Raw genomic sequence first — 24,339 nt, 5'->3', positions numbered from 1 at the left:
TACTAGAATAGCTTGTTACATTTTTATTATTCACTTTACCTTTATCTCGCCCTAGAATAGGTACTTAATTGAGTTTGGCTATCTTAGGAAAAATAATGTCTAGTCGTTACTTGTTTTTACTGTTTTTCATATTGCTATCAGGATGCTCTTCTTTGTCTCAGGATGAATGTATACAGGCCAATTGGACAAATTTAGGCTTTAGTCATGGTGAGCAAGGGTATACATTTGAACATGGCAGAGAAATCATATCTGCTTGTAGTGAATTTGGCATCACTGCAAAATTAGATGATTATCAAGCTGGTTACAAACAGGGGCTCGCAGCCTTTTGTGAGCCTGAAAATGGCTTTACCCTAGGTTTACGAGGCGATGCGTATAACGGGATTTGTAATGACACACAGTTTAGAAAAGCATGGCAAGAAGGTAATGAGCGTTATCAATTTGAAGCAAGGAAAGCCGAGATAGATGATCGACTTAATAATATTAATTGGCGGCTGCAATCTATTAGTAATGAATTAGCGAGTGATAAACCGTCAAGTAGCCAAAGTAAAGAGTTACGTCGAGAGCAAGAACAGTTGGAGAGAGAGCGTCGTGATTTAAGAAAAGAAAAAGCACTTCTGCCATTACTCAACAAGCTTCCATCATGGCATTTTGAGTACGAACTATAATTTATAACGTGTTCTTTTAAGGTGATTAATATGAAAGTAATGTCAATTTTAATAACATTTCTGATCCTCAGTGGGTGTGCGTCAAAAGAAATGCCAGAGGGTTATGGAGATGAAGTATTTGCAGAGCATGAGTGCTTAGGTGGTGAAGTTGAAACAGACTATAGCTACACAGTTTTTAGTTCTGACGAAGATGAAAGCAATAAGAGCACGGTGAAGTCGACTTGTCATCCAGTGAAAACGCAGTCTGAACTTGAACGAGATATAAGAACGGGTGGTTGATAGAACAAAATAAAAACCCACTATAGAGTGGGCTCTGTATTTTAAGAATTAAAGCTCAAAAGGAGCAACACCGACAGCTTGCATTGTGTAACCTACTTGGGCGATTTCGCCAGACCAAGTTTGCGTTTTAATAATACCCGTTACAACAATCGCATCGTATAAGCTATCGATAGGGACACCGCCTTTAATGGTCACATGAACCAGCTGATTTGGCGGCGGCGGGGGCACATGAATACAGGCACCAAAGTAAGGGACTAATAAAAACTCGGTGATAAGTTCGCTATCGCCTTCAAGAGGTACAACAAAACCAGGTAAGCTAACAGACTGCCCATCAAGTGCTTTAACAACTGGCGCGTCTAAATCAGGTTGCACCCAGTTTTGTTCACTGCCTTCGTGATTAGCTTGTGCTTGAGTATCTATTTGTACATGGCCCTCGGGTATGAGGTCTTCCCAAAAAATTTCCTTGGGTGGATTTGCAATGCTAGCAAAGCTAATTAGCACTGCGCTTAATAGCATTAAAGAGTGTGTAGTTACTTTAAACAACGTCATGATCATCCTAAAGTTTATATTTTTATACTCATACCATCACTGAGAGAATAAAAGTAAGCGCGTGTAGCGGGGATCAAGCCAATAATAAATCCCGCAGCCATAATAACGCCAATCAAAGTGAGTTCATAGTCAGAGAGCATGCTGATATTAATACTCACTCCAGCTTGGCTTTGTAAGTAACCCGCGGTCGTACCCATAAGCGCATAAAATAAAATACAGCCTACCAAGCAACCTAAAAAGGTGGTAAGCAGTGATTCCATACTGATCAGCGAAAATAATTGCCAAGGGCGGGCACCCACAGAACGCAGTATTGCCAGTTCTCTGCGGCGTTGATTAAGGTTAGCAAGTAATGTGGTTAACATACCGAGCAAGCTAATAATGACCACCACAAATGAAAATAACAGCAGTATTTTTTCTATTATTGCCAGCATTTCCCAGAGCTCTTTTAAAGTGACTGTGGGCATAATCGCTAATAGAGGCTCTTGTTTATATTGGTTAATGTTGCGCCTAATTTGTAGCGTATAAAGCGGTGAGTCGAAGCCCATTAAAAAGGCGGTAATTTGTTTTGGGTGCCCAATTAATGCATGGCTCGAGTGATCATGATGATCGTCATGATCATGATGGCCGCCACCATGGATCAGCTCAATTGCCGCCAGTGGCACATGCAAGGTTTTATCCACCGGGGTACCGGTAGGCTTTAAGATACCAACCACTTTAAAAGGGTTATCATCATGATGATGAAAGCTAGTATTGCCCATGCCATGAGAAATCACAATTTCATCACCAATTTTATAGGCCAGTTTACTTGCAACCTCACTACCTATAACAACTTCATTGATGCTAGAAAAAGCCTGTCCTTGTTCAAATGCTAAGGGCTGTTTTTTAGCAAATCGGTAGTGCTTAAAATAATCGAGTGTGGTGCCTAAGACAGCTTGACCTTTATGGCTATCGCCAAGGCTGATAGGAATGCTCCACTTAACCCCGCGCTGTTTTGTTATGTATTGATAGCTTTGCCAACTCACCCCATTGTTGGTATGGCCAATTCTAAATACCGAGGAGAGGAGTAATTGAATATCGCCAGTGCGTGCGCCAACAATTAAATCGGTACCCGAAATGGTATTACTAAAACTACTTTTAGCATCTACGCGAACTCGCTCAATACTGAGTAATAACATGACGCTAATCGCAATAGTGAGCAATGTGAGTAATACGCTGGCACGTCTATTGAGCAAACTTTTATAGGCAAGTTTAAATAAAATCATACATCACCCTGTAAACTTACTAAGTCGATTGTGCGGCTAAAGAGTGGCTTTAATGTTTCATCGTGACTGACAAAAACAAGCGTGCTGTTACTTTTTTTTGCTTGTTCAAATAGCAGCTTAATAAAGCTTTCACGATTTTGGGTATCAAGTGCTGAAGTAGGCTCATCGGCAATAATAAGTTCAGGGCTGCCTATAAATGCGCGTGCTGCAGCAACACGCTGTTGTTGCCCAATACTTAAAGTGGCAACATTTTGATTATGAAAGTGCGCCTCTAACCCCAGTGCATTGAGTAATCTGGCTGCTTCACTCTCTAAATTATCGGCTTGGCTGAGCATGTGTTGCTGACGCTTTTTCGAAAATTGGCACCCTAAACACACGTTTTCTAATGGGGTTAAATAAGGTAGTAAATTAAAGTTTTGGAAAATATAGCCAATATGATCCGCTCTAAATGCATCGCGCTCTGCGTTGGTGAGCGCACTTAGGTTTTGGTTTAAAACACAAAGTTGGCCGCTAGTGGTTACATTAATGCCTGCCAGTAGCGCTAGTAAGGTAGATTTACCACTACCGCTTGGACCATGTAAAAAAACATGTTCCCCAGCATTAATCGTAAGCTGCTTAATAGCGAGAGTCGGGGTGACTGCGCTTTTTTGCCATTTGAAAGAGACATTCTCAAGGTTGATCATAACGGCTTACCAACTCCAATAGTTAAGTCTTTTGCGCATTTTAAATTGTCTAATAAAATTAAGCGGTTTTGCTTTGAGCTTTTCATCACTATGCAACAGTTCATTAGTTGCGCAAAGTACTCGTTGGCTTGATTTACCATCTGTGTATGGGTGTAACTCTTGGCAAAAAGCTTCAATATTATCTACAAGTTCTTTTGGGTAAGTTAGTGCGTAGTCTATTGCGGCTTCAACGTTATTTTTATCCGTAATATCAAGTAAGTGTTTTTCAGGTGCTTTATTGCAAAACGTTACAACTGGTTTTCGTTGTACCAAAAACATCAGTAATATGGATGAAGTGTCGCACAGCATTACATCAGCAGATTGTAATAAAGGAATAACATTGTCTGTTTCAACAAAGGTTAGATTGTCATTACTTAACGCTTTGTATTTATCAACCCACTCTTGTGCCATTTTAGGATGAAACTGAACTAAGAGTCGCCATTTACCGCTTTCACTAAAGTGTTTTATTTGTTCATAAAGTTTAGGTGCAAGAGATAAGCGTTTTGAGAATGTAGAGCAGATCAATACTGTTGGGCGAGAGTCTGTTTCATCAATGTGGCTAGGCTTTGAGTTACCGTTAAAAAATTGATCTAGGGGAGGCCAACCTGTTTCTACTACCTTAAAATAACCCAATTTTTTTTGTAACGCCGTAAATGGAGCCGTTGTATTTGGGCCTTGTGTACAATATAAATCAAAGCAGCCCCGCACTTTAAAGTGATCGTTTTGGCCTTTTTTATTTAGCTTTCCAGCATCAAAGCCGTGAAAAACAGCCACTTTCTTTCCGGGAAAAAATGTAGGGATAGAGTTCGCTGGTGCAAAGGTTGCGTCAGGCGCCCATTGATTTATTTCATGAATAGAATTTAGTGTTTTTTCATCACTTTTCAAAAAGTCAGGATTAACATTATCACCTTCTAAAAACCATTTAACCTCCCCTCCTTGAGCTAATATTTCTGCTTGCAAAGGCCTTAAAATAGCATAGGAATAATTTTGAGAAATATACATTAAATATTTCTTATTCTTAGTGGCAGTTAAATAGTTCAAGCTAGCTCCTTAGGGCAAGTAATCATGCAAGTTTACCCCAATGCGCCAGCTAGATAAATATACTGAGATGATTTGTTTTTAGCCTAAGATTGAGCTTTGTGGTTGGCTAGATTATTATAGAGCGCCTAACCCCAATTCCATACTTTGCTCTTTGAGCATGCCAAACCCCGGAGATAGCATGACTAGCTATAAAGTTTTAGACGTAAACGATGACTTACCCATTCGTACCAAAGGTAAAGTACATAGTGGCAAAGTGCGTTCAGTTTATTGGTTAACCGATGCAGATAGCAAACGCTTAATAAATGAAAAAGGCTATAACGTTCCTGCCGATACTGAATTAGCCATTATGGTTATTTCAGACAGAATTTCTGCTTTTGATTGCATATGGCAAGGTGAAAATGGCCTAAATGGCGTTCCTGGTAAAGGGATTGCATTAAACTCAGTGGCTGCTCATTGGTTTAACATGTTTAATGAAGCCGGTTTGGCGGGTAATCATATTGTTGATATTCCTCATCCATACGTATGGATTGTTCGTAAAGCCAGTACAGTTAAAGTTGAAGCGATTGCTCGTCAATATATTACCGGCAGTATGTGGCGCGACTACGCCAAAGGCGAAAGACACTTTTGTGGTTTGCAACTTCCCGAAGGCTTAAAAGCGAATCAAAAGCTTGAGCAAGTACTTATAACTCCCTCTACTAAAGGTATTATAGAAGGGGTTGCTGATATTCCTGCCGTTGATGATGTAAACATCACTCGTGAAAATATTACAAACAACTTAGATGTTTTCAATTTTAAATCGGCTGACGATGTCACCAAATACGAAAAATTATTGGTTGAAGGGTTCGAGCTAATTAGTAATGAGTTAGCTAAGCTCGGGCAAATTTTTGTTGATACCAAATTTGAATTTGGTTACGTAGAAGATTTAAATGGTGCGCAGCAACTTATTTATATTGATGAAGTAGGGACACCCGATTCATCGCGTATTTGGGATGAAGCATGTTATAGAGATGGCAAGATTGTTGAAAACTCAAAAGAAGGTTTTCGTCAGCTGTTAATTAATAACGTACCAGAGAGTGATGTGTTATTAAATAAAGACCGTATGGCTGAGCGTGAGCAGTTAGCAAAAGATTATATTTTACCTGAATCAGTGATGCTTGAAGTGTCTGACACTTATGTGGGCATCGCTAGCAAAATTATTGGTAAAGAGATTATTATACCTAATGATCCGCGCCAAGAAGTGATTGCTATTTTAGATGCTGATTACGGTTTAATCGTTAAATAACGTAGTAAGTAGACAGATATAGCAAAGCTCATTTTAACTAATGAAAAAGTATTTATTTTAAGTAACTGAGCTATAATTCTTGCAATTAGTGCTCGTCTCTAATTAACTTAACCTATGGTGAATTTTTGGGTGTGGTTATGTTAGAGCGAGCATGGCAAGTTATTGCAAAACGTCGTTATTTATTAGTACTGGGTGTATTGTTTAGTGTATCGGCTTTTGGTAATACCATTAATTTGGTTATTAAAGATCAGCATGACCAAGTATTGCCTAATGCTGTCGTAGAAATAAATCATTTACCTTCTTCAAAAACTTCGGGCAATTTACCCACAGCGGTAATGGATCAAGTTGATAAACAGTTTTCTCCAGAGTTGCTTATTGTGCACCAAGGTCAGTACGTCGACTTTCCAAATAGCGATAATATTCGCCACCATGTTTATTCTTTTTCAAAAGCTAAACCTTTTCAATTAAAGCTCTATTCTGGCCAGCCAGAAGAACCTATTAAGTTTGATAATCAAGGTGTTGTTGTTCTAGGCTGCAATATTCATGACTCCATGGTGGGCTATATATATGTCGCTAACAGTAGTCATGTGTATACCAGTAACGAGCAAGGCCAGATAAAGCTGCAAGTAGACACTTTTCCTGTGCAAGCCAGTGTTTGGCATTCACTGCAAACAGCTCCCTTGGATAATAAAAAACTGTTTAATATAGAATCAACCAGCCCGTTATCAATAACTATAAATACATCTACCCCTGCACCACGTAATACCTTTGGCAGTCAATTTAGGGAAGGCAATGGCCAATAATTTACGTAGCCGTATTACAACGCTTTGCGTTGGCTTGGTATTACTCACTACCTTGGTTAGTTTACTGAGCTTTTGGTGGTCTACCAGTAAATTTCAGGCAGAAAAAGTGCAACAAAATATAACGGTTGCGCAAAGCGTTTATAAACAATATTTAAAATCAAAAGAGAGTTTATTATTAACAGCCGCAAAGGTGTTAACCGCTGATTTTGGTTTTAAGCAAGCGGTTGCAACTCGTGATGCCGCCACTATTAGCAGTGTGTTATACAACCACAGTCAACGGATCAATGCGGATCTTATGCTGTTGCTCGATTTATCAGGGCGGTTAGTATCAGCTAATGTTAATGCACAAAATTTTGCCGATAACCTACAGCCCTTAATGGATGAGTTATTAAATAATTCTGAGCAATCGAGCTTTGTGGTGTTAAATAACCAGCTGTACCAAGTGATTTTATTGCCCGTTAAAACTCCCAGAACCATAGCTTACAGTTTGGTCGGATTTAAAATAACATCTGCAGTGGCTACTGAGCTAAAAAGCTTAACCGGAATGGAGGTTAGTTTTGTTGCGCAATTAGATGATTTTGCAACAAGCTCGCTAGTATCCCAACCAGATAACTTTCAACCAATAGCGTACTTTACCAATAAAACTACGGCTCGTTTTTTTGCCGAATATTTGGCCTATGAAAACGAACAAATAGCTTTACCCTCTTTACAATTGCATCCGATAACCTTACTGCTTAGCGCAGATTTAACCTCGAGTTATCGCGATATTGAGCAATTATTATTAACGCTGATCACACTCGCTGTTTTAACTATGTTATTTGGTGTGATCACCAGTAGTTTGTTAGCAAATAATTTAACGACTGGACTTTCACAGTTAGCGGTTATTGCCAGACAGTTTGCGAAAGGCGACTACCGTTTTAAATTTGAAGGTAAAAAGCAAAGCAGTGAAATAGAAACCCTCGTGAGCGCTTTTAATAACATGGGTAATGATATTAATAAGCGTGAGCAGCAAATAAGTTTTCAAGCACATCACGATACTTTAACAGGGTTTTATAACCGTTCTGCTATGTTAGATTTATTAGCTAAGCGGCTCACTAATGATGCGCGGTACACGCTTGTTGCTATTGATATAAAAGGCTTAAGGCATATAAACGATAAGCTTGGTCCACAAGTAGGGGATGGATGTTTAATTGCAGTGGCAAACCGTATTCGTCAATTTTCTGATGAGCTAGGTGGTTTTCATGCTCGAATTGGTGGCGATGAATTCTTAACGGTTTACCCTTGTGCAGAGGTTGAGCAGGTAAAATGTGCAGTGGCTGATTTACTCAAGCAATTACAGCTAGCTTACAAGGTTAAAAATTTAAAAATAAGCTTACGTTTTAATGCTGGTATTGTGCAATACCCAGAGCAAGGGACTAAAGCAGACGATTTAATGCGACGTGTACTCATTGCTGTAGATGCAGCTACAACGAGTCAGCAAAGCTTACATTATTATCAAGACGGTGAAGATGAGGCGCATTTAGACCGTTTAATTATGCTTGATGAACTCAAACAAGCAATTGATGATGATAATGGACAATTATTTATGACCTATCAGCCTAAATTGAATATTAAAAGTCAGAAAATTGATAAGGTAGAGTCTCTTATTCGTTGGCAACGAAAAGATGGTGGCTGGGTCTCGCCTGAGGTCTTTATTGATTTAGCCGAGCAGTCAGGGTTAATAGTAGAGCTGACCGCTTGGGTTGTCGAGACTGTGATTGCACAAATAGCCGATTGGTCAAAAAAGGATATTCATTTACAAGCCGCTATTAATGTTTCTGCCCAAGATATTGCTCATTCAGGTTTTCACGCTTCGTTGGTAGCCACCTTAAATAAATACCAAGTAAACCCAAGCTCTATCACTATTGAATTGACGGAGCGCGATATGATTGAAAATGAAGCCCAAGGTATTAAAGCGTTAGAAGATTTAAAAACTATTGGCGTTAAAATCTCATTAGACGATTATGGCGTAGGGCAAACATCACTAGGGCGCTTAAAAATGTTACCTATTGATGAGCTTAAGTTAGATAAATGCTTTATTTTAACTCTGCACGAATCACAAAAAGATCAATACATAGTGCGCTCTTCAATCACATTGGGTCACCAATTGGGGTTTTCTGTTGTGGCTGAAGGGGTAGAAACCGCTGAGTCTTTATCAATGCTTCACGAAATGCAATGCGATCATGCGCAAGGTTACTATTTAAGTCGCCCTTTAAAAGCGCAGCAATTAGAACAATGGTTAGAGGAATATCAGCGTGTACATTAAGTTATTATTCGCCTTGGCACTCTCATTTTGTAGTGCGTTAAGTATGGCTGCTACGGGGAAATTATTAGCAACACCTGGGGTGTCTCAAATTGAAGGCAGTGCAGGGGGCGGATTAGTTCCTTGGGCACAATTAGCAGGGTATGCCAGTGAAGACGAATGGGCTGTTAATGGTTTTTGTAGTCGTGCTGATGTTACTGACTACCGTCTTGATGTCTGCGGCATGCAGCTAAACCTATTCAATCGAGTTGAGCTCAGTTATGCGGCGCAGCAGTTTGATGTGCCTGCGCTCAATACCGAAATAGAGCAGTCAATTACTGGAGCAAAAGTACGTTTATACGGTGATATTGTTTATAGTCAGTGGCCACAGCTAAGTGTGGGCGTACAGCATAAATCACTAGAGGATGGCACAGTAGCAAAGTTAGTTGGCGCAAAAAATACCAGTGGGACAGATGTGTACCTAGCCGCCAGTAAATTACATTTGGGCGCACTTGCTGGGTACAACTGGTTTTGGAATGTGACCACCCGCTACAGTAAAGCCAATCAGCTAGGACTGTTAGGATATGGCGGGGCTAATGAGGGCAGCCATATTTTGCTAGAAGCAAGTAGTGCAGTTTTTGTAAGTCGTGAACTTGCCATTGGTGTTGAATATCGACAAAAAGCCAACAACTTGGGACTGGGCGAGCAAGATTGGCGTGATTTATTTATAGCGTGGATACCAAATAAGCATATGAGTGTGACCGCGGCCTATTTAGATTTAGGGCGGATTGCTGGTGTTGATAATCAAACTGGCTGGTATTTATCGGTTACGGGGTATTGGTAATGAAACTGAGTGTATTTATTTTTTGTTGTTTAAACTTACTTGCAGGGTGTACAACCCAACCCAACACCTCTTTGTATCACCAGCTTGGCGAACAAGCTGGGCTTGAGAGGCTAACTGATAGTTTTATTACACAAATAGGTAATGACAAACAAGTGTTTCATTACTTTGAGCACAGTAATATCAGTCATTTTCGACAAGGGTTTATTAGCCATTTATGTTCGCTGGTGGAGGGCCCTTGTGAATATAAAGGTGACTCTATGGTTGCTATTCATACTGGCATGAATATAAACGAAAAAGACTTCAATCACGTTGTCGATTTATTAATAAATGCAATGAACGAGCAAAATATCCCACATACAGTGCAAAATAAAATTTTAGCTAAAATGGCGCCATTGCGTGGCGAAATTATTAAGATTTAATTTTATAATCAAATGCATACATTTAAAAATATGCTTGGTATTACTCACTTGTAATTTTGGCAAGATCCGCAGTTTTATATCGTCTTTGCATATGAATACTCGATCTATGAATTAAATTTCTGATAAATGTACTGCGGTTTGAGTGCGAACCTGCATTAGCGCTTGTTATTTCACTAATAAAGCTTCGATCTTCGGCAATCGGGTAGGGTTTTATGCCAATCATACTTAGCCCTACTTCTGTGTGAAATTGCATATCGACATCTACGGGTCTAAAAAATGGTTTTCTTTGCAGTAGTTTTTTAGCCCCACTTAATGAAATGATGTAGCCTTGAGTGCCATTTGGTGCTTTTTTATAATTACCGACTGTTAGATTATTTTCTAATGGGGCACTGTCAATAAATGGAAAATTTCTGTTGTCAGATAATTTTATTAAATCCCAGTTTTTCAATTTAAGCGCCGCATCAACAACATCTTTAAGTGAAGCTTCAATGAAAAGGTCATCCTCTAATACAACACAAAAAGGCATGTTTTCATTAACCATTTTTTGCCAAAGGCGCATATGACTTACATAGCAACCAATTTCACCTGCAGATAGATTGCGATTGTAACGTTTTTTATTTTTTTTCGGGCAATACCACTTGAGGGTTTCTTCTTCACTAAGGTTTTTGCCAATGGTCGCTTCAAAACGTTCAGCATTTAAGTGTAGACTGGTAAGTCGCTTTAGGGTTGTTTTCCAACGGTCTTCGCAGCCTTGCATATTGATAATGTAAAAAGGGATTGGCATAATTTTATTTTACTTAGAAACCTCAAAGCAGCTATTTTAGCATTATTATAATTTGTAACCAGTCTAAATTCTGTTTATAAACAGGCTGTAATAATATATAGCTATTTCATTTCCTCAAATTTGGAAAGACGATGAAAAACATGGTCAGTGCACAATGGTTACATGCTCGCTTAGAGCAAGCTAACCTGGTTATTTTTGATGCGGGTATGTTACGTCCCTCAGCTGCGGGGGAGTACTCACCCGTTGCCATGCTTCCTAAAGCACAACGGTTTGATATCAAAAAAGAACTCGCAGATCCCTCAAACCCATTACCTAATACCTTGTGTAGTGCAGAACAATTTACTCAAGTGATGCAAAAAGCGGGAGTGAATCACGATTCACTTGTGGTGATTTATGAAGATGCAGGGTTATTCAGTGCAGCTAGAGCTTGGTGGATGTTTAAAGCCATGGGGTTTGATAATGTAAAAGTCCTCAGTGGCGGTTTAGCCAAGTGGGTTGAACTCGGGCTTCCGATTGAATCAAACTATACACAAGCATCATTAAAAGGCGATTTTATCGCTCAATACCGGCCTGATTACTTTATTGACAAAAAACAGGTGCTAAGTGCTACTGAGGATGCCAATACAGTTATTTTAGATGCACGCGCTTATGAGCGCTTTACCGGCAAAAGTAGTGAGCCAAGAGCCGGAATGCGCAGCGGACATATTATTAATAGCTATTCGCTACCTTTAACTAGTCTATTAGAAAATGGCGAGGCAAAATCACTCGACTTTATAAAGGCAAAGTTTAATGAATTAGTTGGTAATGCAACCCACTTACAATTTAGCTGTGGCTCTGGCGTTACTGCCTGTGCGCTTGCGCTGTTTGCCGATGAATGCGGCTATAGTAATTTAAGTGTGTACGATGGCTCGTGGAGTGAATGGGGCGCTGATAACTCACTGCCTATTGCTGTGGGTGGCTAATTTAACTATAAGGGCAATTTTTACAACCATTTTTGCAGCAAGTACCACGCTTTAAAAAATACCACTTACTAAACACCATGTAATTGTTCTGCATGGTGTAATCTAACCCTTCAATTAAATTATCATTACTTCTAAATTGTTTAGCGAAAGCTATTTGGGTTTTAATTGGCTGGGTATATATAGTTTCTAAATAGTAATTAATTTTAGCAAGAGTACATGATCGGCATAAGCAGCTGGTTGCTGTATCATCGAGTGGTAAAATAGCGGGTAACTGATAACACCAACATGTGGTTATATCATTAACATTACAGTTAAGCGTTGTATTACATTGGCTGCAGTTTATCTGGGTCATTTTAGGTCTTATTAACAGTAGAGCAGCAAGAATAACAAACATTATGAATATACAAAAAGCATTGGCTGAATTTATTACATTTGGGGAGCAAAGAGACGAAGCAATTTCAGTAATAGTGTCAAGCTCTGCGCACAATGCTAAGCCACTTTATAAGTTAACGACACCCGTATTGATTGATGTGCTTAAGCGCTGTGTAAGTAATGAAATAGATCTCGATGATCTCGCGCTTTGGGCCAACGTCATTGAATCAAGAGCAGATATAGATAGCGCTGAGCATGAAGGGGTTATTTATGCGCTGAGCAATAGCGAACAAATGGGCGAGTTTAGCCATACAAAGCTTGAACAATTATTAGCATTATTAAAGGACTAGATTTAGGCTAACTCAACTCTTTTAGATGCGAGCTTACTGCGGTTTTATGTAACGGATAAATAATACTAAGCCGCATTTAAGTTAAATCCGGCTTAGTATTTTCTGACAACTGACAACTGACAACTGACAACTTGTTTACTTATGATAGCTCAAGCAAGTTTCTACTTCGTCTTTAGAGCCTAAAATAACCGCAACACGCTGATGGATGGCATCAGGCTGAATATCCATAATACGCTCAGTGCCTGTTGAAGCAATACCACCTGCTTGCTCTACTAGCATTGCCATTGGGTTTGCTTCATAAAGTAAACGCAGTTTATTAGGCTTATTAGGATCTTTAGTATCAGTTGGGTAAGTAAATAAGCCACCACGGCTAAGTACACGGTGTACATCGCCAACCATTGCAGCAATCCAACGCATATTGAAGTTTTGAGCACGAGGGCCTGTATCTCCCGCAAGTAAATCATTAATGTAGTTTTGCATCGCCGGTTCCCAGTGGCGCTGGTTTGAGGCATTAATTGCAAATTCATTGGTTTTAGCAGGAATAGCGGCAAAATCTTGGGTAAGTAAAAAGCTACCTTGGGTTTTATCTAAGGTAAACATGCGTGTACCTTTACCCGTTGTTAGCGCAAGCATGGTCGATGGCCCATACAGTACGTAACCTGCAGCTACTTGTTGATGCCCAGGTTGCATAAAAATCTTTTCATCAGCAGCATCAGAGCCCACCGGCGCTTTCATAATAGAAAATATAGTGCCTACTAGCGAGTTAATATCGGTGTTTGACGAGCCATCAAGTGGGTCAAATGCAACAATGTACTCAGCATCTGGGTTACCGGCAACGGTATAATCTTCTTCTTCAGAGGCGATCGCTTTAACTGTGCCTGACTCCAGCAATATATCTTTTAATAACTGATTAGACAGTACATCGAGTTTCTTTTGTGTTTCGCCTTGAATGTTTTCATCTAGGGTTGAGCCTAATACGCCCGATAATTCACCTTGACCGACGCGAAATGAAATTTCTTTACATGCCGCTAAAATAGTACGAATTAACGACAAAAGTTCTCTTGAACAGCCATCTTCTAGTAATACTGGTGGGAGTCTACGCATTCTTTTTTCCTGATAACGTGTTAAAACTAATCATAATGTGAGAGAGATTAGTTTAGAGCGCTGAAATTCGTCTTAAATAACTGTATTGTATAAATAACCCCCTATAATGGGATACCTACATCGCATTTAAAACGCTAATAACAAAGATAAGATTATGCAAAAAATATCACGATTAAGTTACATACTCTTTACTGTGCTGCTCTGTATGATAACCCAAGCGCACGCAGCAATTAAGTCTATTGACGAATTTACTGAAAAAATGAACCATTTCCCGGGTTATTTTTCTTTCTTTTACGATACGCAAAACGGCAATGTGTATTTAAAGGTCGATAAACTTGAACAACAATTTTTATTACAACACAGCTTACCTTATGGAGTAGGGTCTAACGATATTGGTTTAGATAGAGGCCAATTAGGCGGTACTTATTTGGTACAGTTTGAGCGCTTCGGCAATAAGGTTATGTTGCGCGCTGTAAATACTTACTACCGTGCAAACACGAGTAATCTAGCAGAGCAGCAAAGCGTTAAAGAAGCGTTTGCATCCAGTATTTTGGCGGGTTTTAAAGTTGTCGCGCAAGATGACAATGCTGCATTAATTGATTACACCCCCTATTTACTAAGCGATGTACATGGCGTAAGCCGTACTTTAGCTGCGCGCAAGCAAGGGCAGTTTAGCCTTGATGAGTCACGCAGTGCGGTATTTATGAATCGCTCAAAAGCATTTGTAAAAAATACTGAACTTGAAGCCATTCTCACCTTTAAAGGGTCTAAACCAGGTGAATATGTGCGCCAAGTGAGTGCTGATCCATACGCGCTAACCGTGCATATGCACCATTCATTAATCAAATTGCCTGATGACAATTACACGCCACGTAAATTCAGCCCGCAATCGGGTTATTGGAGTGTGGAGCATAAAAATTATGCAGCAGGGCTCGATGAGTCTATGTATGTGCGTTACATTCCACGCCATCGGTTAATAAAAAAAGATCCGAGTCTGGCTGTAAGTGAACCGGTCGAACCCATTGTGTATTACTTAGACCCTGGCGTACCTGAACCAGTAAAAACGGCTTTATTAGAAGGCGGGCAATGGTGGAATGACGCCTTTAATGCAGCAGGATATAAAAATGCATTTGAAGTTAAAGTGCTACCAGATAATGCTGATCCTATGGATGTGCGCTACAACGTTATTCAATGGGTGCATCGCGCAACTCGTGGTTGGTCTTATGGCAGTTCAATTATAGACCCACGTACAGGCGAAATTATTAAAGGCCATGTCACACTAGGATCGCTACGAGTACGCCAAGATATTTTAATTGCTGAATCACTGGCAGCGCCTTATTTAAAAGGCAATGAAGTAGCAAGTACCTTACATGCAATGGCACTTGATCGTATTCGTCAACTCAGTGCTCACGAAATTGGTCATACACTGGGTATTGCGCACAACTTTGCTGCGTCAGTAAATAATCGTGCTTCGGTGATGGACTATCCGCATCCGTTGTTAAGTTTTGCTGATAATGGTCAGTTAGATGTATCTGATGGTTATGCTAAAGGCATGGGAGCATGGGATACCCAAGTGATCAAATATGGCTACAGCGACTTTACCGGACAAGATGAAAGCGCAGCACTCGCTGCTATTTTACAGCAAAATAAAGCGCAAGGTTTGGCGTTTATTTCTGACAGTGATGCCCGTGCCAAAGGTGGGGCGCACCCTACAGCGCATCTTTGGGATAACGGCAGTAATCCAAGTGAAGAATTACTTAGAGTGCTTGATGTGCGAAAGCAGGCACTTGGGCAGTTTGGTATTAATAATATAAAAACTGGGGTTGCGCTATCGCAATTGGAAGAAAAGCTAGTACCGCTTTATTTGTTCCACCGTTATCAAGTTGAAGCGGTTGCTAAGCTTATCGCGGGCGTTGATTATGACTATGAGATACGCAGTGATGCACCCGTTAAAGGCGCCCAAGTTGTAACTAAAGAGGTTCAACAACAAGCGGTTAATGCCACTTTAGCGACCCTAATAGCAAGCAACTTAACGCTTCCAGAGTCGATACTTTCCTTAATCGTACCTAAAGCGTATGGCGAGTCTAAATCACGAGAAAGTATAGTGGGTCGTACCGGCTTAACTATGGATGCACTTGCATTGCCTGAAGTCGCCGCGCAGCATAGCCTATCGCTATTACTTAATGCTCAACGATTAAATCGATTAGCACAGCAGCAAGCACGTGATAACCGCTTTTATAGCCTAGATGAGCTGCTTAAACAGTTAAATAAGCAAGTGTTTAATGTATCAGCGCCTGCCACCATGACAGGAAAAGTAACACAACGAGTACAGTATCTAACGGCAAAAACCATGGCTGTTCTTGTGGCTAACGACGGTTTAAGCCCTGAAGTGCAAGCGCAACTACATTTCTATTTAAGCAAGCTTGCTGATGAGTTTAATCAGCACTCTTTGCTAGGTCATCCTGAAGTGGGTGACAGCGCATTTAAAAACTATTTAGCATCGCAAATTAATCAGTTTTTAACAACAGGCCAGTGGCCTGACAATTTTAAAGCCCTGCCAATACCACCAGGCTCACCTATTTAATAGTACAAGCCAGAGGATAAAGGCGCTGTGTAAACGTTACGTTTCATGGTGCCTTGTTTTTAGGGTGTTACTTTTGCTTGCATAAAGTTGGTTTTTTGTTAATCTAGCCACCCCCTATTTTAGTCTTTTTGAGGTGTTTATGGCGTTTTTATCTCGTTCGATATTGGCGTTATCAATGGCACTTTTAAGCTCCAATGCAATCGCACAAAAACAATGTGATGTTGAACTTCGTCATGGTTTAATTATTACCGATGATGTGATCCGTATTGTTGATAAAGGCCAAACTAGGGTGCAAATTAACAATAATAATCAACTGTTTATTCGAGGCTACTGGGTCGATTTAAGTACCGACGAAAGTAAAGTGCTAGAACAATTTAGCAATGGTATTCGTCAAACGGTTCCTGAGCTAGTCGATTTAGCGACTGATGGTGTAAACCTGGGACTCAGTGCTATTGAGCATGTTGTTGAGGGCATGTCAGATAAAGAACCCGAAGTGCTAAAAACGCAATTACAATATGTAGAGCGTGCACTTATGGATAAGTTTAAGCGTGGCGACGACTTCTTTTTTATAGCCCCTCAATCGCTTTCCCAAATTGATGATTTTTTTACTAAAGAAATTAGCCAAAAAATACACTCTGCAGTACATGGCTCTTTGGGTGCTATTTTAATGTCGCTCGGGGATGCGTTTAAATCTCGAGAAGGCAATATAGAAGACCGCATGAACGACATGGGGCAACGCATGGATATCATTACCAAAGAAATCGATAAGTCGTTGCAGAAAAAAGCCCACCAATTAGAACTTAAAGCTTCTGAATACTGTGAATGCTTAAATTCTCTAGATATTACTGAGTCTCGTCTGCAAGCGATTGTACCCGGAATGACAGACTTTGATTTAGTACAAATTAAATCGTAAGAGCAGGTTTTAGACGCCAGGTTTCAGAAAGGGCTGCGGTCAGTTTGAAGCTGTTTTCCTAATACCTAAACAGCCTTACAGTTTTATCTCTGCGGCGGTTAGTGGGCGGTATTCACCTGCAGCCAGATCTTCACCTAACTTTATACCCGCAATTTGTTCACGATGTAATTCAACTACCTTGTTATCTACCGCTGCTAGCATACGTTTTACTTGGTGATACTTACCCTCAGAAATAGACAAGCGTAAACCATAATTCCCTAAGCGCTCAGCAATAGCCGGGCGAGTTAAATCTTTTTCATTGTGAAGCTGCACACCGTCGCGTAATTGCTGCAGTGCAGCATCGGTAATCGGCTCTTGAGTTTCAACCAAGTAGGTTTTAAATTTATTCTTTTTAGGCGAGGTAATTTTGTGTGACCAGTCGCCATCGTTAGTAATAAGCACTAGGCCTGTCGTGTCTATGTCTAAACGCCCAGCAACATGGAAATCGCTCAAATTTGGCTCATCGAGTAAGTCAAATACGGTTTTGTGTAACTCATCCGAATTAGCGCACACATAACCTACCGGCTTATTGAGCATAAAGTAGCGTTTACCTAAAAAAACTAATGGCTCGTCATAAAACAGCACGTCATCTTGTTGGCTAACTTGAAAGTCGAATGCAGTGATCACCTCACCATTTACGGTTGCCGCCTGACTTTTTATTGCCGCACGGGCTTTTGAGCGCGGTAATTCTGCTAAATGGCTAATAAATTTATCTAAACGGCAAGGAAATTTCATGTTGTTCATATTTTTAGTCGGCTACAATGGCCGCGAGTATAGCGGATAGTGAAATACCATGACAGAGCCCAGCACAGAAATTTTAAGCCTGTACCACCGCAAAGTTTCATCAGGAGAGCTTGATTTTGATGCGGCGCAGCACCAAGCCGTGAGTGCGTTACAGTCTTTGAGTGAGCAATTAAATCAGCCAACAAGCTGGTGGCAAAAAGCACGGTTAATCAAAGGGGTATATTTATACGGTCCTGTTGGCCGAGGTAAATCTATGCTGATGGATTTATTTTATAAAAATTTACCCACAGAAAAAAAGCAGCGCCTGCATTTTCATCACTTTATTGAAAAAATTCATGCTCAATTGGCCAAGTTACAAGGGGATAAAAATCCGCTACAAATAATAGCTAAACAGTGGGCCAAAGAGATAAAGGTACTGTGCTTTGATGAGTTTTTTGTTAGTGATATTGGTGATGCCATGATCATGGCTCGGTTATTTAACGCTTTGTTTGAACAAGGCGTGGTACTAGTCGCAACCTCTAACGCTAAACCCGAGCAACTTTATTACAACGGTTTGCAACGCGCGCGATTTTTACCAACTATCGATTTAATAAATGCGCATTGTCATGTAATTAACGTAGCGGGGAAGGAAGACCACCGCTTCAGGTACGGTAGAAGCAGTTGTCATTATTTTATTAACTTGCCCCACCCGGAATTTGAAGCTGGGTTTTTATCCGCGCACCCTCAAGCAACGCGTGATAATACAATGACTGTGCATGGCCGAGCACTTCCCTATTTATTAAAAACTAACGATGCACTACTGATTGATTTTATGGCACTGTGCTCAGGTCCTCGCAGCGCTAATGACTATATGTTTTTAGCGGAACAATTTCCGGTGGTTTACATCGCTAACGTGCCAATAATGGGAAAAGAGGCAACCGGTAAGGTTATTGTGCATGGTATAGAAGATAGCTATCAGCGAGAAAAGCAGCAATTGGATGAGCATACTCTTGATGATGAAGCACGGCGTTTTATTGCCTTAGTCGATGAGTTTTACGATTGCCACAAATTACTAGTAATTAATGCCCAGGCCGACATAAACGAGTTATACCAAGGTAAAAAGTTAAGTTTTGAATATGCGCGAACCCAGTCACGGATTGTAGAAATGCAAAATTGGTAAGTACAACATTAAAACACCGCATTTAATTTAAATGCGGTGTTTTAATTTTAAGCTGATAACTTAAAGAAGCCTTTATGACTTATATCCATTTGGATTATTTGATTGCCAGCGCCAAGTATCTTGCATCATGACATCAATACCACGCTCAGCTTGCCAACCTAGTTCACTAAGGGCTTTTTCTGGCGCAGCATAACAGGCTGCAATATCACCTGGGCGACGAGGTGACACCGCATAAGGGATTGCTTGGTCGCTAGCCTTAATAAACGCATTGACCATTTGTAATACTGAATAGCCGTTACCTGTACCAAGGTTATAAACAAGCGCACCGGTTTCTGCGGCTATTTTATCAAGTGCTTTTAAATGCCCTAGGGCTAAATCTACAACGTGAATGTAATCACGAACGCCAGTACCATCAACCGTATCATAATCGTCGCCAAATACAGCAAGTTGCTTTAATTTGCCAACCGCAACTTGTGAAATGAAAGGCAATAAATTATTAGGAATACCATTAGGGTCTTCACCAATCAAACCTGACTCATGTGCACCAACAGGATTAAAGTAGCGCAAAATAGCAAACGCGAAGCGCTCATCTGATTTAGCGATATCTTGCAACATCATTTCAACCATTAGTTTAGACGTACCATATGGATTGGTTGTACCGCCAACGGGGAAGTCTTCGCGTATTGGTAAGCTTGCTGGGTCGCCGTATACAGTGGCGGATGAGCTAAATACCAGTTTGAATACACCCGCATCACGCATAGCATCAACCAGTGTTAGTGTACCTTGTACATTATTTTGATAATACTCAATGGGTTTTACGACCGATTCTCCCACGGCTTTTAGGCCAGCAAAATGAATCACACTTTCAATGGTATGCTTGGCAAATACCGAGTCTAAAAAGGGTTTATCTAAAATATCACCTTGATAAAAAGTAATTGCTTTGTCAGTTATTTTTTTCACTCTTTCAAGTGACTCTTCAGAGGAGTTACTTAAGTTATCAATCACGATAACGTCGCTGCCTTGCTGTAAAAGTTCTAAAACGGTGTGTGAGCCAATATAGCCTGCGCCACCGGTTACTAAAATTGCCATGAATGCTCCTTGGAAACCTCTGTTCAATTAAGTTAATTTCACCATAAATACTGAGCTTTTACATGTATTATTTTGTTTGTTTTGCAATCGTAACATCGCAAGCTGTACTTTTGATTGCATTTTGTGCAATTTTAATAACACCGCAGTAGAAAGATTAAGTTATAGTTCATATGTAATTGCTAAAGTAAGGTATAGCAATTTGTAAAATATTTAGTTGATTATAATGATCAGCATACTCGTTGGAGAAACGTATGAACTCAGTTAAAAAAATAGCAATGTTGATATTTGTTGCACTACCGAGTGTTGTTTGCGCGGGTGAGGCACAAGTTAAATGGCATGACTTTAATGATTATCGCGATGTACGCCCATCAAACCAAACTAAAGGCTCATACCATAAGCAAATTGCCAAAAATATTGATGAGCACTTTGCAAAGCTCAGTGAGCAGCTTCCTAAAAATTATAGTTTAAAAATTGAAGTAACCGATTTAGATTTAGCTGGTGACGTGCGCTATGGCGGTGTTAACGAAATTCGGGTGGTTAAACCCATTCACTTTCCACGGATTGAATTTAACTATGTGCTTAGTAATGAAAGTGGTGTTGTCGCACAAGAAGACAACGTGAGCTTAAAAGATATGGGCTTTATGGATAAAATTAAAATGGGTCGAGACGAAGCATTTTACTATGAAAAACGCTTATTAACAGAGTGGTTTGGTGAGCAAATTTTACCGCGTATCTAGCTAATAATGCAAAGCATCTACTTTGGTAGATGCTTTGCAAGTAAGTCGCTAATTTTTATTTAAAGGTCGCTAACAGCGTTAGTAAATTTTGTAGTTTAATAACCGCTTGTTTTAGTTTTTCTTCATCCAAACCGTCGCTCGATAAGCTTTCTACATCAGCGGCAACGTCTAACACGTAAGGCTTAAAACGTTTAGCTTCGAAACTAAATCCAGCGTCCTCGGCAAATAAGGCTTTAAATTTTCCGTGACCTTGCTGTTGTAACTCATCGAGTTTTTTGTCAGCGTCAAGTGCCTGACGGTAAACAATTTTTAAGTTGGCGTTGAGTTGTTCAATTATAGAATCCATGGTTTTCCTAAAGCTTAGTGCAATGTTGCCGATAAATACTTAAGTGGGTTGGTAAAGTAATTTACCAATTCAGCGACTATAATACGTGTATTACAGTTAAAAGTCAGGTGTGAGTTATGAATATATCAGGTGGAAATCTACCTACAATGCCTGGTGCAGGCCAAGGCGCAGAAGTATTAACTGCTGCTTTATCTAAAAAGCAACAGCAAGCTGATGGTGCCGCTGCACTGGCACTTATTGAAGGTGCTACACAATCTTCAAGTGCGCAAACACCGGCTAAGTCGGTCACTGCAACACTTGGGAATAATGTAAACGTTTATGTCTAAACTAATTTGAGGTCGATAGGGGTTTTACTTTTTTGACCTCCTATTTCCCGAACTAGTTTAGGCACCAAAAATCCAGGCAGGGCTTTTAGTAGCTCGGCCTGAATTTTTATTGCTTGTTGTTCGTCAATATCAAAATGACTTGCGCCTTCTACCTTATCCAGTAAGTGTAAATAATAAGGCAGTACGTCCGCATCAAATAGTGCTTCACTTAAGTTTATTTGCGCATCAACTGTATCGTTCACATCTTTTAAAATAACCGCCTGGTTTAACAGTAGCACATCTGCTTTTTTGAGCATGTTCATGGCGTTTTTAAAGTCATTATCTATTTCGTTTGCATGGTTAATATGATTAACGAATATAATTTTTAATGGTGACTTTGCAAATCTTTCACATAATTGTTCAGTAATACGTGCAGGAATAACCACAGGCAAGCGGCTGTGTATGCGCATGCGTTTAATTTGTGGTATTTGCTCAAGCTCATCTAAAAACCAGCTAATAGCATCGTCTTTGGCCATTAGTGGATCGCCACCACTTAAAATCACTTCGTTAATATTTTTATCAGATTTTATATAACTCAATGCATCAATAAGGCTGCGTTTATTCAGTTGGTTTTCTTGATAGGGGAAGTGCCTTCTAAAACAATAACGGCAATTTACGGCACAACCGGTTTTAAACATGACTAAAACACGCGATTTATATTTATGCAACAGACCCGGTTGATTGTTATCTTGCTCAAGTAACGGATCTTTATTAAACCCTGATTTAGTTAAAAACTCTTGATGGCGGGGCATAACTTGCAGCAATAAAGGGTCATTTGCATCGCCGTGACGAATTTTTTTTATAAAAGGCAATGGCACACGAACAGGAAACAAGCTACGAGCTTTTATGTCGTTTTCATGGACTTGGCTCGATAAACCAACCATTTCTAGCAACACTTTTGGGCAGGTAACTACATTTGCTAATTCTTTTTGCCAGTTTTTATGCAAATTTGCTTCATTTCTTTGTATCATTGGCACGTAGATTACTCGAAAAATATAAATAGAGGAAACGATGGCGAATTATAGCACCAACGAGTTCAAGGGCGGCCTAAAAATTATGATGGACGGCGAACCTTGCAGTATCTTAGAAAATGAAATGGTAAAACCGGGTAAAGGCCAAGCGTTTAACCGTGTTCGTATCCGTAAGCTTATCTCTGGCAAGGTACTTGAAAAAACCTTTAAATCGGGTGAATCGGTTGAAGGTGCTGATGTAATGGATACCGATTTAGCGTATCTATACACAGACGGTGAATTTTGGCATTTCATGAACAACGAAACATTTGAACAAATCGCTGCTGATGAAAAAGCACTGGGCGATGCTGGCAAATGGTTAGTTGAAAACGATGTATGTACTATTACATTATGGAACGGCAGCCCAATTGCTGTAACTCCACCAAACTTTGTTGAGCTTGAGATCACTGAAACCGACCCTGGCCTTAAAGGTGATACAGCAGGCACGGGTGGTAAACCAGCAACGCTTAGCACAGGTGCTGTAGTACGTGTTCCATTATTCGTACAAATTGGCGAAGTAATTAAAGTAGACACTCGCAATGGTGAATACGTAAGCCGTGTTAAGTAAGCTGTAACACGCCTTATTAATTAAATCCCGGCTTAAGCTGGGATTTTTTTTTGGAGAAAATATGTCAGCAGATCTTTGGGCGCCGAGTGCCAGCATAGATACACTCAAGCAACGAGCAGCGATTATGCGCAGCATTCGTGAATTCTTTTATGCTCGTAATGTAATGGAAGTCGAAACACCAAGTTTAAGTGCTGCCAGTGTAACCGATGTGCATTTAGCCAGCTTTGATACTACATTTGTGGGCCCAGGTCATGCTGGTGGGCTTTCCCTGTTTTTGCAAACATCTCCAGAGTTTGCGATGAAACGCTTGTTAGCGGCCGGCTCAGGCGCTATTTTCCAGCTTTGTAAGGCATTTAGAAATGAAGAAGCGGGCAGTCATCACAACCCTGAATTTACAATGCTCGAATGGTATCGTCCTGGGTTTGACGAATTTGCTTTAATGGATGAAATAGATGAGTTGATGCAGCTTATTCTTGAGGTTGCGCCTGCAGAGCGGATTACCTACCAACACGCATTTGAACGCACGCTAGGGCTTGATCCATTAACTGCCTCTATCACGCAGCTACAACAACTCGCATGCGAACATGGCTTTGCTGATATTGCTAAAAACGAGACTCATAAAGATACCTTACTGCAATTATTATTTTGTATGAAAGTAGAGCCGACTATTGGTCAAGACATCCCCTGTTTTGTGTATCACTTTCCCGCATCGCAAGCGGCACTTGCACAAATCTGTGAGCACGATCAGCGAGTTGCAGGGCGCTTTGAGCTTTATTATAAAAATATGGAGTTAGCCAACGGCTTTAATGAACTCACCAATGCCAAAGAGCAAGCAAAAAGGTTTAACCAAGATAACGCCTACCGCGCTGCTAGTGGCTTAAAACAAGTACCTATGGATACGCGTTTAATTGCCGCATTAGAGCATGGTTTAGAGCAATGTGCGGGGGTTGCATTGGGAATTGATAGATTAGTGATGCTAGCAACCAATAAGCAAAAAATAAAAGAGGTGATTGCGTTTGATGTGGCAAGAGCTTAAAGCAGCTAATAGCTTAAAGCGGTCAGCTAT

The 24,339-nt window shown here is 40.2% G+C and carries 27 protein-coding genes; 16 read left to right on the top strand and 11 right to left on the bottom strand.

Annotation, left to right across the window (positions count from 1 at the left end; all coding sequences use genetic code 11):
• Window positions 1-95 precede the first annotated feature (95 nt).
• Together QL986_RS07570 and QL986_RS07565 are read left to right on the top strand one after the other, a co-directional pair.
• Window positions 96-665, top strand: coding sequence for a DUF2799 domain-containing protein (locus tag QL986_RS07570; protein ID WP_290191431.1), 570 nt, complete (start codon window positions 96-98; stop codon window positions 663-665).
• Window positions 666-695: 30 nt separating this feature from the next.
• Entirely contained in the window at window positions 696-944 is a 249-nt protein-coding gene (locus QL986_RS07565; protein ID WP_290191430.1) for a hypothetical protein, read from the top strand.
• Window positions 945-992: 48 nt separating this feature from the next.
• Here QL986_RS07565 and QL986_RS07560 read toward each other — a convergent pair whose 3' ends face one another.
• From QL986_RS07560 to QL986_RS07545, 4 genes are read right to left on the bottom strand one after another with little or no spacing between them, the layout of a single operon-like run.
• Entirely contained in the window at window positions 993-1,493 is a 501-nt protein-coding gene (locus QL986_RS07560) for a DUF3299 domain-containing protein (RefSeq protein ID WP_028834506.1), read from the bottom strand.
• Between the two features lie 14 nt (window positions 1,494-1,507).
• On the bottom strand, window positions 1,508-2,755 hold the full coding sequence (locus QL986_RS07555) for an ABC transporter permease (RefSeq protein WP_096038105.1): 1,248 nt from the start codon (window positions 2,753-2,755) through the stop codon (window positions 1,508-1,510).
• Window positions 2,752-3,438: an ABC transporter ATP-binding protein gene (locus QL986_RS07550; protein WP_290191429.1), complete on the bottom strand. Its 687-nt coding sequence runs from the start codon at window positions 3,436-3,438 to the stop codon at window positions 2,752-2,754. The genes QL986_RS07555 and QL986_RS07550 overlap by 4 nt, the downstream gene beginning before the upstream one ends.
• Window positions 3,439-3,444: 6 nt before the next feature.
• Window positions 3,445-4,479, bottom strand: a complete 1,035-nt coding sequence (locus QL986_RS07545; protein WP_013463934.1) for a CDP-glycerol--glycerophosphate glycerophosphotransferase — start codon at window positions 4,477-4,479, stop codon at window positions 3,445-3,447.
• A gap of 217 nt (window positions 4,480-4,696) precedes the next feature.
• On the opposite strand from QL986_RS07545, the gene QL986_RS07540 reads away from it, so the two are divergent.
• From QL986_RS07540 to QL986_RS07520, 5 genes are all read left to right on the top strand, one after another.
• Window positions 4,697-5,800, top strand: a complete 1,104-nt coding sequence (locus tag QL986_RS07540) for a phosphoribosylaminoimidazolesuccinocarboxamide synthase (protein WP_290191428.1) — start codon at window positions 4,697-4,699, stop codon at window positions 5,798-5,800.
• 137 nt (window positions 5,801-5,937) lie between these two features.
• Entirely contained in the window at window positions 5,938-6,603 is a 666-nt protein-coding gene (locus QL986_RS07535) for a methylamine utilization protein (RefSeq protein WP_028834511.1), read from the top strand.
• Complete coding sequence (locus tag QL986_RS07530; RefSeq protein WP_290191427.1) at window positions 6,593-8,908, top strand: EAL domain-containing protein; 2,316 nt, start codon at window positions 6,593-6,595, stop codon at window positions 8,906-8,908. Before QL986_RS07535 ends, QL986_RS07530 begins: the two co-directional genes overlap by 11 nt.
• Complete coding sequence (locus tag QL986_RS07525; protein ID WP_036955801.1) at window positions 8,898-9,728, top strand: DUF3034 family protein; 831 nt, start codon at window positions 8,898-8,900, stop codon at window positions 9,726-9,728. Before QL986_RS07530 ends, QL986_RS07525 begins: the two co-directional genes overlap by 11 nt.
• Window positions 9,728-10,147 (top strand): group 1 truncated hemoglobin, encoded by a 420-nt coding sequence (locus QL986_RS07520; protein WP_008468306.1) that lies wholly within the window; start codon window positions 9,728-9,730, stop codon window positions 10,145-10,147. The genes QL986_RS07525 and QL986_RS07520 overlap by 1 nt, the downstream gene beginning before the upstream one ends.
• Before the next feature lie 40 nt (window positions 10,148-10,187).
• Here QL986_RS07520 and QL986_RS07515 read toward each other — a convergent pair whose 3' ends face one another.
• Entirely contained in the window at window positions 10,188-10,931 is a 744-nt protein-coding gene (locus tag QL986_RS07515) for a glycosyltransferase family 25 protein (RefSeq protein ID WP_290191426.1), read from the bottom strand.
• Between the two features lie 131 nt (window positions 10,932-11,062).
• On the opposite strand from QL986_RS07515, the gene QL986_RS07510 reads away from it, so the two are divergent.
• A complete protein-coding gene (locus QL986_RS07510) occupies window positions 11,063-11,893 on the top strand; it encodes a sulfurtransferase (protein WP_290191425.1) in 831 nt (276 codons plus the stop codon).
• A 1-nt stretch (window position 11,894) separates the two neighbouring features.
• Here QL986_RS07510 and QL986_RS07505 read toward each other — a convergent pair whose 3' ends face one another.
• On the bottom strand, window positions 11,895-12,245 hold the full coding sequence (locus QL986_RS07505; protein WP_013463943.1) for a cysteine-rich CWC family protein: 351 nt from the start codon (window positions 12,243-12,245) through the stop codon (window positions 11,895-11,897).
• A gap of 43 nt (window positions 12,246-12,288) precedes the next feature.
• Here QL986_RS07505 and QL986_RS07500 point away from each other — a divergent pair, with 43 nt between their 5' ends.
• On the top strand, window positions 12,289-12,615 hold the full coding sequence (locus QL986_RS07500; RefSeq protein WP_036955823.1) for a hypothetical protein: 327 nt from the start codon (window positions 12,289-12,291) through the stop codon (window positions 12,613-12,615).
• Window positions 12,616-12,750: 135 nt separating this feature from the next.
• Here the strand turns inward: QL986_RS07500 and QL986_RS07495 are convergent, their stop codons facing one another.
• On the bottom strand, window positions 12,751-13,719 hold the full coding sequence (locus QL986_RS07495) for a class 1 fructose-bisphosphatase (RefSeq protein WP_008115459.1): 969 nt from the start codon (window positions 13,717-13,719) through the stop codon (window positions 12,751-12,753).
• A 154-nt stretch (window positions 13,720-13,873) separates the two neighbouring features.
• Here QL986_RS07495 and QL986_RS07490 point away from each other — a divergent pair, with 154 nt between their 5' ends.
• Window positions 13,874-16,303: a zinc-dependent metalloprotease gene (locus QL986_RS07490; protein ID WP_290191424.1), complete on the top strand. Its 2,430-nt coding sequence runs from the start codon at window positions 13,874-13,876 to the stop codon at window positions 16,301-16,303.
• Between the two features lie 139 nt (window positions 16,304-16,442).
• Window positions 16,443-17,216 (top strand): YggN family protein, encoded by a 774-nt coding sequence (locus QL986_RS07485; protein WP_010390508.1) that lies wholly within the window; start codon window positions 16,443-16,445, stop codon window positions 17,214-17,216.
• A gap of 75 nt (window positions 17,217-17,291) precedes the next feature.
• On the opposite strand, the gene rsuA is transcribed toward QL986_RS07485, so the two are convergent.
• Entirely contained in the window at window positions 17,292-17,990 is a 699-nt protein-coding gene (rsuA, locus tag QL986_RS07480; protein WP_013463946.1) for a 16S rRNA pseudouridine(516) synthase RsuA, read from the bottom strand.
• 58 nt (window positions 17,991-18,048) lie between these two features.
• Between rsuA and zapE the strand changes: the two genes are divergently transcribed.
• Window positions 18,049-19,158: a cell division protein ZapE gene (zapE, locus tag QL986_RS07475; RefSeq protein WP_290191423.1), complete on the top strand. Its 1,110-nt coding sequence runs from the start codon at window positions 18,049-18,051 to the stop codon at window positions 19,156-19,158.
• Window positions 19,159-19,230: 72 nt separating this feature from the next.
• Here the strand turns inward: zapE and galE are convergent, their stop codons facing one another.
• Entirely contained in the window at window positions 19,231-20,247 is a 1,017-nt protein-coding gene (gene galE / locus QL986_RS07470) for a UDP-glucose 4-epimerase GalE (RefSeq protein WP_013463948.1), read from the bottom strand.
• Window positions 20,248-20,498: 251 nt separating this feature from the next.
• Between galE and QL986_RS07465 the strand changes: the two genes are divergently transcribed.
• Complete coding sequence (locus QL986_RS07465; RefSeq protein ID WP_290191422.1) at window positions 20,499-20,984, top strand: DUF3016 domain-containing protein; 486 nt, start codon at window positions 20,499-20,501, stop codon at window positions 20,982-20,984.
• Window positions 20,985-21,039: 55 nt separating this feature from the next.
• On the opposite strand, the gene QL986_RS07460 is transcribed toward QL986_RS07465, so the two are convergent.
• Window positions 21,040-21,330: a hypothetical protein gene (locus QL986_RS07460; protein ID WP_010390514.1), complete on the bottom strand. Its 291-nt coding sequence runs from the start codon at window positions 21,328-21,330 to the stop codon at window positions 21,040-21,042.
• 116 nt (window positions 21,331-21,446) lie between these two features.
• Here QL986_RS07460 and QL986_RS07455 point away from each other — a divergent pair, with 116 nt between their 5' ends.
• Window positions 21,447-21,656 (top strand): hypothetical protein, encoded by a 210-nt coding sequence (locus tag QL986_RS07455; protein ID WP_024601670.1) that lies wholly within the window; start codon window positions 21,447-21,449, stop codon window positions 21,654-21,656.
• On the opposite strand, the gene epmB is transcribed toward QL986_RS07455, so the two are convergent.
• Window positions 21,653-22,666: an EF-P beta-lysylation protein EpmB gene (gene epmB / locus QL986_RS07450; protein WP_058155451.1), complete on the bottom strand. Its 1,014-nt coding sequence runs from the start codon at window positions 22,664-22,666 to the stop codon at window positions 21,653-21,655. The two genes, QL986_RS07455 and epmB, sit on opposite strands and share 4 nt — an antisense overlap.
• 40 nt (window positions 22,667-22,706) lie before the next feature.
• Between epmB and efp the strand changes: the two genes are divergently transcribed.
• Window positions 22,707-23,273 (top strand): elongation factor P, encoded by a 567-nt coding sequence (efp, locus tag QL986_RS07445; protein ID WP_010390517.1) that lies wholly within the window; start codon window positions 22,707-22,709, stop codon window positions 23,271-23,273.
• 61 nt (window positions 23,274-23,334) lie between these two features.
• Window positions 23,335-24,309 (top strand): elongation factor P--(R)-beta-lysine ligase, encoded by a 975-nt coding sequence (gene epmA, locus QL986_RS07440; protein ID WP_215521910.1) that lies wholly within the window; start codon window positions 23,335-23,337, stop codon window positions 24,307-24,309.
• Window positions 24,310-24,339: the final 30 nt, after the last annotated feature.

It is taken from the genome of Pseudoalteromonas sp. APC 3250, from assembly GCF_030407915.1.
In the GTDB taxonomy this organism is placed as follows: Bacteria; Pseudomonadota; Gammaproteobacteria; order Enterobacterales; family Alteromonadaceae; genus Pseudoalteromonas; species Pseudoalteromonas tetraodonis.
Note: the sequence above shows the minus strand (reverse complement) of the source record. Positions and strands in the feature narration are given on the sequence as shown.

Bases quoted from the DNA above. Each gene is read 5' to 3' on its own strand.
- QL986_RS07570 (WP_290191431.1), top strand. From the start codon at position 96: ATGTCTAGTCGTTACTTGTTTTTACTGTTTTTCATATTGCTATCAGGA.
- QL986_RS07565 (WP_290191430.1), top strand. From the start codon at position 696: ATGAAAGTAATGTCAATTTTAATAACATTTCTGATCCTCAGTGGGTGT.
- QL986_RS07560 (WP_028834506.1), bottom strand. From the start codon at position 1,493: ATGACGTTGTTTAAAGTAACTACACACTCTTTAATGCTATTAAGCGCA.
- QL986_RS07555 (WP_096038105.1), bottom strand. From the start codon at position 2,755: ATGATTTTATTTAAACTTGCCTATAAAAGTTTGCTCAATAGACGTGCC.
- QL986_RS07550 (WP_290191429.1), bottom strand. From the start codon at position 3,438: ATGATCAACCTTGAGAATGTCTCTTTCAAATGGCAAAAAAGCGCAGTC.
- QL986_RS07545 (WP_013463934.1), bottom strand. From the start codon at position 4,479: ATGTATATTTCTCAAAATTATTCCTATGCTATTTTAAGGCCTTTGCAA.
- QL986_RS07540 (WP_290191428.1), top strand. From the start codon at position 4,697: ATGACTAGCTATAAAGTTTTAGACGTAAACGATGACTTACCCATTCGT.
- QL986_RS07535 (WP_028834511.1), top strand. From the start codon at position 5,938: ATGTTAGAGCGAGCATGGCAAGTTATTGCAAAACGTCGTTATTTATTA.
- QL986_RS07530 (WP_290191427.1), top strand. From the start codon at position 6,593: ATGGCCAATAATTTACGTAGCCGTATTACAACGCTTTGCGTTGGCTTG.
- QL986_RS07520 (WP_008468306.1), top strand. From the start codon at position 9,728: ATGAAACTGAGTGTATTTATTTTTTGTTGTTTAAACTTACTTGCAGGG.
- QL986_RS07515 (WP_290191426.1), bottom strand. From the start codon at position 10,931: ATGCCAATCCCTTTTTACATTATCAATATGCAAGGCTGCGAAGACCGT.
- QL986_RS07510 (WP_290191425.1), top strand. From the start codon at position 11,063: ATGAAAAACATGGTCAGTGCACAATGGTTACATGCTCGCTTAGAGCAA.
- QL986_RS07505 (WP_013463943.1), bottom strand. From the start codon at position 12,245: ATGACCCAGATAAACTGCAGCCAATGTAATACAACGCTTAACTGTAAT.
- QL986_RS07500 (WP_036955823.1), top strand. From the start codon at position 12,289: ATGAATATACAAAAAGCATTGGCTGAATTTATTACATTTGGGGAGCAA.
- QL986_RS07495 (WP_008115459.1), bottom strand. From the start codon at position 13,719: ATGCGTAGACTCCCACCAGTATTACTAGAAGATGGCTGTTCAAGAGAA.
- QL986_RS07490 (WP_290191424.1), top strand. From the start codon at position 13,874: ATGCAAAAAATATCACGATTAAGTTACATACTCTTTACTGTGCTGCTC.
- QL986_RS07485 (WP_010390508.1), top strand. From the start codon at position 16,443: ATGGCGTTTTTATCTCGTTCGATATTGGCGTTATCAATGGCACTTTTA.
- rsuA (WP_013463946.1), bottom strand. From the start codon at position 17,990: ATGAAATTTCCTTGCCGTTTAGATAAATTTATTAGCCATTTAGCAGAA.
- zapE (WP_290191423.1), top strand. From the start codon at position 18,049: ATGACAGAGCCCAGCACAGAAATTTTAAGCCTGTACCACCGCAAAGTT.
- galE (WP_013463948.1), bottom strand. From the start codon at position 20,247: ATGGCAATTTTAGTAACCGGTGGCGCAGGCTATATTGGCTCACACACC.
- QL986_RS07465 (WP_290191422.1), top strand. From the start codon at position 20,499: ATGAACTCAGTTAAAAAAATAGCAATGTTGATATTTGTTGCACTACCG.
- QL986_RS07460 (WP_010390514.1), bottom strand. From the start codon at position 21,330: ATGGATTCTATAATTGAACAACTCAACGCCAACTTAAAAATTGTTTAC.
- QL986_RS07455 (WP_024601670.1), top strand. From the start codon at position 21,447: ATGAATATATCAGGTGGAAATCTACCTACAATGCCTGGTGCAGGCCAA.
- epmB (WP_058155451.1), bottom strand. From the start codon at position 22,666: ATGATACAAAGAAATGAAGCAAATTTGCATAAAAACTGGCAAAAAGAA.
- efp (WP_010390517.1), top strand. From the start codon at position 22,707: ATGGCGAATTATAGCACCAACGAGTTCAAGGGCGGCCTAAAAATTATG.
- epmA (WP_215521910.1), top strand. From the start codon at position 23,335: ATGTCAGCAGATCTTTGGGCGCCGAGTGCCAGCATAGATACACTCAAG.